The sequence below is a fragment of the Aquabacterium sp. genome (assembly GCF_036279655.1).
Classification (GTDB): Bacteria; Pseudomonadota; Gammaproteobacteria; order Burkholderiales; family Burkholderiaceae_C; genus Aquabacterium.
The window spans coordinates 40217-46931 of the sequence record NZ_DASUIT010000055.1; the positions used below are offsets into that span (position 1 = coordinate 40217).

The following is a 6715-nucleotide window of genomic DNA, read 5'->3' on the forward strand; positions in this document are numbered from 1 at the left end:
GTCCATGCTTTGCATAGGGTGTCTGCATTTTTCTGGAACTCCCCGCGAGGGAACAAGCGATGCGATTTTTCGACGAAATGCACGCCAACGGCACCCTGGTGCGTGACCACTACCAGACCTACGACCGTTGGTTGGCGCGCCAGCCGCGCGAGGTCATGCAATCCAGGCGCGACGAGGCCGAGATGATCTTCCGCCGGGTCGGCATCACCTTTGCCGTCTATGGCGACAAGGACGAGTCGGGCGCCGGCACCGAGCGCCTGATCCCCTTCGATCTCATTCCGCGCATCATCCCCAGCCACGAGTGGCGCGAGATGGAAAAGGGCTTGCGCCAGCGCGTGATGGCCCTCAATCGCTTCCTGGAGGACATCTACCACGACCAGGAGATCCTCAAGGCCGGCATCATTCCGGCCGAACCGGTGCTCAACAACGCCCAGTTCCGCAAGGAGATGATCGGCCTGGATGTGCCTGGTGGGATCTATTCCATCATCGCGGGCATCGACATGGTCCGGGCCTGCAACCCCGATGGCTCGGGGACCTATTACGTGCTGGAAGACAATCTGCGCGTGCCCAGCGGCGTGAGCTACATGCTGGAAAACCGCAAGATGATGATGCGGCTCTTTCCCGAGCTGTTTGCCGAGCACCGCGTGGCCCCGGTGGCCCACTACCCCGACCTCCTGCTCGACACCCTGCGCGCCATGGCGCCCGCGTCGGTCAACGAACCCACTGCGGTGGTGCTCACCCCGGGCATGTACAACTCGGCCTACTTCGAGCATGCCTTCCTGGCTCAGCAGATGGGCATCGAGCTGGTCGAGGGACAGGATCTTTTCGTCAAGGACGATTTTGTCTACATGCGCACCACGCGTGGACCGCAGCGTGTGGATGTGATCTACCGCCGCCTGGACGACGATTTCATGGACCCCGAGGTCTTCCGCAAGGATTCGAACCTGGGGGTGGCGGGCTTGATGCGGGCGTATCGGGCCGGCAACGTCACCCTGGCCAACGCCTTTGGCACCGGGATCGCCGACGACAAGTCGATCTACCCCTATGTGCCCAAGATGATCGAGTTCTATCTGGGCGAAAAACCCATCTTGCAGAACGTGCCGACCTACATCTGTCGCGAGAAGGACGACCTGCAGTACACCCTGGATCACCTGGCCGAACTGGTGGTCAAGGAAGTACACGGTGCGGGGGGCTACGGCATGCTGGTCGGCCCGGCCGCGACCCAGGCCGAGATCGAGGATTTCCGCCGCGTGCTGGTGGCCAACCCTGGCAACTACATCGCCCAGCCCACACTGTCGCTGTCGACCTGTCCGACCTTTGTGGAGTCGGGCATCGCGCCTCGCCACATTGATCTGCGGCCCTTTGTGCTGTCGGGCAAGACGGTGCAGATGGTGCCGGGCGGGCTGACCCGCGTGGCCCTCAAGGAAGGCTCCCTGGTGGTCAACAGCTCGCAGGGCGGCGGCACCAAGGACACCTGGGTTCTTGAAACTTGATGGAGGACGGATCATGCTGAACGAACGCATCGAAGACCATCTGCCGACCCACCTGATCGAGACCGACACCGGGGCCTTGCGCGTGAGCAATGCCTCGCACCTGGAGACCAAGCCCATGCTCTCGCGTACCGCCGACCACCTCTTCTGGATGGCCCGCTACATGGAGCGAGCAGAAAACACCGCTCGCCTGCTGGATGTGAACTACCAGACGTCCCTGTTGCCGCAGTCCAGCGAGACGGCGGTGCAGGGCTGGGTGGGCTTGCTGAGCATCAGCGAGCTGACGGCCCAATACAAGGCCAAGTACGACTCGGTCAATGCGCGCGATGTCATGACCTTCATGGTCACGGATGCGGGCAACCCATCGAGCATCCTCAGTTGCCTGCGCGCCGCCCGCGAGAACGCCCGGGCCGTGCGCGGCGCACTGACCACCGAAGTGTGGGAAACCATGAACCAGACCTGGCTGGAGTACAACCGCCTGGTCAAGTCCGGTGCTCTTGAGAAGGACCCCGGCGAGCTGTTCGAGTGGGTCAAGTTCCGCTCGCACCTCTCGCGCGGGGTGACCCTGGGTACCATGCTGCAGGATGAGTCCTTCCACTTCCAGCGCATCGGCACCTTCCTGGAGCGGGCCGACAACACCGCGCGCCTGCTGGATGTGAAGTTCCATGCCCGCAACACCGAGTTCTTTGGTTCCGGCCAGGGCAATGAGGGCAAGGAGGTGGATTTCTACCACTGGTCGGCCGTGCTGCGCAGCGTCTCGGCCTTCGAGGTGTATCGCAAGGTCTACCGCGATGTGATCCGCCCGGAAAAGGTGGCCGAACTCTTGATCCTGCGTGCCGAGATGCCCCGCTCCCTGGTCCATTGCATGGACGAGGTGGTCAGCAATCTGCGCGCCGTGGCCAATGACCACAGCCAGGAGACCATCCGCCGGGCCGGGCGCCTGCGCGCCGATCTGCAGTTCAGCCGCATCGACGAGATCCTGGCCACGGGCCTGCACGCCTACCTCACACAGTTCCTGGACCGTGTGGGGGATCTGGGTTACGGCATCAGCCGCGACTTCCTGATGCCCGCATGAACGCGGGGTGGCAATAGTCCCTATTTATCGACCCTCATATCGACGAGACACTGCCTGGGTTGTTTCCCAACCATTCAAACAGGTCGTTCATGGCTCGTCATCTTGTGTCTGATCCTTTCTCCCGTGTGGCGCTGGCCGTGATGGCCAGCCTGCTGTCCGTCGGCGCGCAGCCCCTCATGGCACAGACCCTGCCGCAGCGTTATGCCATCGCACAGGAGTTCGTGGCCCCCGCGTTCACCCCTGGCGGGGCCGCGGTCGCGGGCATCAATCAGGTCGGTCAGGCCGTGGGCAATGGCATGCTCAATCTGGGCACCACCACCAAGTTGGTGTGGATCGGCGGCAAGCTCACGCTGGTGACCGTGCCGATCGAGCGCACGGGCGCCATGCTGTGGACCGGCTCGCAGGCCACCCGCCTCAAACCCTTGCTCACGAACGCGACCGCAACCGTGCGTGACGTCAACGACAGCGGCTGGGCCGTTGGCGATGCGGCCAAGTCCACGGCGACGAACGCCAGCAGCTATGCGGTGCTGTGGCGCAGCGGGACCGTCAAGGACCTGGGGGCGGGGGCTCGCTCCGTGGCGCAGCACATCAATGCGCAGGGCTGGGTGGCGGGTTACCGCTTTGCGAGCACCAGCGCCAGCGCGCCCATGGTGCCCTTCATCTGGCGTGGCAGTTCCGTCCTGACTCTGAGCCCGCCCAGCGGTGTCTCCGGCGTGGGGTGTGTGGGCTTGAGCGATGCCGGTGTCATGCCCTGTCGCAGCCATCAGCTCACGGTCAACCCGGATGGCTCATCGGCCTACACGCGCACCAGCTACCTCTGGAGCAATGGCAGCTACCAGGCCTTGACCCATGCGGGCGCCTCTCAGGTGTACGTGGGGGCGTCCAGTGCCAACGGCACCGTGGCGGGCACCCTGATGCTCAACGGTGACACCCGTGAGCGTATTTTCATCTGGCGCAATGGGCAGTTCACTCCCCTGGCGCCCATGCCCGAAGGTTTTTCGGGCAATGTGCTGTCGGTGAGTGATGCGGGGGTGGTCCGAGTCCAGGTCTGGAGCGAGCAACTGGGCTCGACCGCCAGCCTGCTCTTCACCCCGGACGGGCAGACCGTGGATCCCAGAACCCTGGGTGTCAGCAGTGGTGAGCAGGTGCTCGACGTGGCCGACATCAATGGCCTGGGGCAACTGGCGGCCGCGGTGCGGGCGCCGGGCAGTGCAACGATCCGTCAGGTGCTGCTCTCGCCCTTGGCGCCCTGAGCTGAGCGCTACTCAGGCGCTGGTGGTGGGCGGCACGTAGCCCTGCACCTGCTCGGCACCGGCGCCAAAGAAGAACTGCTCCATCTGACGGGCCAGGTACTGGCGTGCACGGGCATCGGCCAGGTTCAGGCGGTTCTCGTTGACCAGCATGGTCTGGTGCTTGAGCCACATTTGCCAGGCTTCCTTGCTGATCTCGTTGTAGATGCGCTTGCCCAGTTCACCCGGGTAGGGGGCGAAGTCCAGGCCTTCGCCTTCCTTGTGGAGGTGCTTGCATTGGATGGTGCGTGCCATGTCGGAATCTCTTGTTGTTGGCGCTGTTGGAAAAATCACTTGAGGTGCTTGACCAGCACTTGAGAGCGCCGGTCCCACTTGTAGCTGCGTTTGCGCGCCTCGGGCAGCCAGCTCGGGTCCACCGGGGCAAAGCCCCGTTTGTTGAACCAGTGCATGGTACGCGTTGTCAATACAAACAGTGTGGACAGGCCCATTGCCCGAGCACGTTGCTCGATGCGTTTGAGGATGCGCTCGCCGTCGCCCGTGCCCTGCACATTGGGCGACACGGTCAGGGCGGCCATTTCGGCGGTGCCGGCTTCGGGGAAGGGGTAGAGCGCGGCACAGCCGAAGATGACGCCGTCGTGCTCGATCACCGTGTACTGCGCCACATCGCGTTCGATCTCGGTGCGATCGCGCTTGACCAGGGTGCCATCCTTCTCGAAGGGCTCGATCAACTGGAGGATGCCGCCCACATCATCGGGGGTGGCTTCGCGCAGGCTTTCCAGCTTTTCGTCCACGATCATGGTCCCCACGCCATCGTGGGTGAAGACCTCCATGAGCAGGGCACCATCGACCTTGAAAGGGATGATGTGCACGCGCTCCACGCCACCTTCGCTGGCCTTGACAGCGTGTTGCAGGTAGAAGGCTGTGTCGGTGGGCTGCAGCGGGTTGGGCAGGGCGTCGAGCAGGCGCTTGGCATCGGCCAGCGCCAGTTCCTGGTCGATCTCTGCATCGGGGTTGTGCTGGTCGGCCTCCAGGGCGACGGCCTGGTCGGGGGACTGCACGATGCTCTGTAGGATGCCGCGCACCTCGGTCACGAAGATCAGCTTGTCGGCCTGCAGGGCGATGGCGGCGCTGGTGGCCACGTCTTCCATGCTCAGATTGAAGGCCTCGCCGGTGTGCGAGAAACCAAAAGGCGAGAGCATGACCATGGCGCCGGTGTCGATGGCACGGCGCACGGAGGCAGCGTCGATCTTGCGCACCAGGCCGGTGTGCATGAAGTCCACACCGTCGACGATGCCCACGGGGCGAGCCGTGACGAAGTTGCCCGAGATGACGCTGACCGAGGCGCCCGCCATGGGCGTGTTGGGCAGCCCCAGGGAGAAGGCCGCTTCGATCTCGTAGCGCAATTGCCCGGCGGCCTCCTGGGCGCAATCCAGGGCCACGGAATCGGTGATGCGCATGCCGTGGCTGAACTTGGATTCCTGCCCCTTGGCGCGCAACTGCTCCTCCAGCTGAGGCCGGAAGCCGTGGGCCAGCACGATCTTGATGCCCATGGCCTGCATCAGGGCCAGATCCTGCACGAAGCTTTCGAGCTTGCCGGCGGCGATCAGCTCACCCGACAGGCCGACCACGAAGGTCTTGCCCCGATGCGAGTGGATGTGCGGTGCCACAGAGCGAAACCAGGGCACGAAGGTGTGAGGAAAGACCAGGTCCATTGACGGCAGAGTGTGGAGGCGTGGAGGGGCAATGTCGCCCAGGTTGCAATGGTACGGCCTCTTTGCTGCCAGGGCGACATCACAGGGGAGCGTGTCGATCGAACCAGGGGCGAGCCTGCTCCAGTTGCGCACCCAATTGCAGCAGCAGGGCCTCACCGTTCAGCGGGGCGACAAACTGCACCCCCAGTGGCAAGCCCTGGGGTGTCCAGTACAGCGGCACCGACATGGCGGGGCGCCCCGTGAGGTTGGCCAGTTGGGTGTAGGGGGTCCAGGCCAGGTTCTTGAACACCGATTCCTTGAACTGCGGGGTCTTGCGCATCAGGCCCGAGAGACCCAGTCGCCCCACCAGATCGCTCAGCACGCGCAGATGCCCCGGGGTGTCCATGGCACCAATGGCAGGGGGTGGCGCGCTCAGCGTGGGGCTCAACCAGAGGTCGTAGCGCTGATGGTAGGCGCTCAGCGCGCGGTTGTGATCGTTCCAGCGATCCAGGCAGTGCAGCAACTCCACAGCCGATACGCTGCGCCCCACGGCTGCCATGGCCCGGGTGTCCGGCTCGAAGTCCGACAAGGGAATGCCGTAGCGCGATTGCAGATCGCTGGTGATGCTGGCCATCATGCAGAACCAGCTCAGCAGGAAGTCGCTCGACAGAGCCTCCCCGTCCACGGGTTGCCCGGTGGGCTCGACGTCGTGCCCCAGGGAGCTCAGCAGTCGGGCGGCATCCTCCACAGCCGCTACGGCGTGGGGGTCCACGGGCAAGCCGATGGGCGATTCGGTGGTGAAGCCGATGCGCAGGCGACGGGGCGGCTGGGTGATGGCTTGCAGATAGCTGCTGTCGGGTGGGGGCATCCAGTAGGGGGCGTGAGGTTCGGGGCCCTGCAGGATGTCCATCATGGCGGCGGTGTCACGCACACTGCGCGAGACCACCCCTTGAACGGCGGCACCGAACATGCCCTCGGCCATGTTGGGGCCAATCGGGATGCGCCCCCGCCCCGCCTTCAGTCCGAACAGACCGCAGGCGGCAGCCGGGATGCGGATCGAGCCGCCACCATCGTTGGCACCGGCCACGGGCACCACACCGGCGGCGACGAGCGCGGCCGATCCGCCGGACGAGCCGCCCGGCGTGCGGGTGGTGTCCCAGGGGTTGCGTGCGGGGCCGAAGGCGGTGGGCTCGGTCACATTGCGGGCGC

Annotated in this window: 6 protein-coding genes; 3 read left to right on the forward strand and 3 right to left on the reverse strand. The window is 64.8% G+C overall.

Translation table 11 applies throughout. The features are described from left to right. The first annotated feature begins 59 nt into the window (after positions 1–59). The 3 genes from VFW84_RS06195 (at position 60) to VFW84_RS06205 (ending at position 3818) form a co-directional block, all read left to right on the forward strand. Positions 60–1493: a circularly permuted type 2 ATP-grasp protein gene (locus VFW84_RS06195; RefSeq protein ID WP_329679567.1), complete on the forward strand. Its 1434-nt coding sequence runs from the start codon at positions 60–62 to the stop codon at positions 1491–1493. A gap of 115 nt (positions 1494–1608) precedes the next feature. Then, complete coding sequence (locus tag VFW84_RS06200; RefSeq protein WP_329679574.1) at positions 1609–2565, forward strand: alpha-E domain-containing protein; 957 nt, start codon at positions 1609–1611, stop codon at positions 2563–2565. A gap of 89 nt (positions 2566–2654) precedes the next feature. Next, positions 2655–3818, forward strand: coding sequence for a hypothetical protein (locus tag VFW84_RS06205; protein ID WP_329679568.1), 1164 nt, complete (start codon positions 2655–2657; stop codon positions 3816–3818). 12 nt (positions 3819–3830) lie between these two features. Here VFW84_RS06205 and VFW84_RS06210 read toward each other — a convergent pair whose 3' ends face one another. The 3 genes from VFW84_RS06210 to VFW84_RS06220 form a co-directional block, all read right to left on the reverse strand. Continuing rightward, entirely contained in the window at positions 3831–4109 is a 279-nt protein-coding gene (locus VFW84_RS06210; RefSeq protein WP_329679569.1) for an oxidative damage protection protein, read from the reverse strand. Between the two features lie 35 nt (positions 4110–4144). Continuing rightward, on the reverse strand, positions 4145–5527 hold the full coding sequence (gene argA, locus VFW84_RS06215; RefSeq protein ID WP_329679570.1) for an amino-acid N-acetyltransferase: 1383 nt from the start codon (positions 5525–5527) through the stop codon (positions 4145–4147). A 79-nt stretch (positions 5528–5606) separates the two neighbouring features. Further along, positions 5607–6715: amidase (locus tag VFW84_RS06220; protein WP_329679571.1), on the reverse strand; the 1109-nt coding region annotated here is incomplete at its 5' end.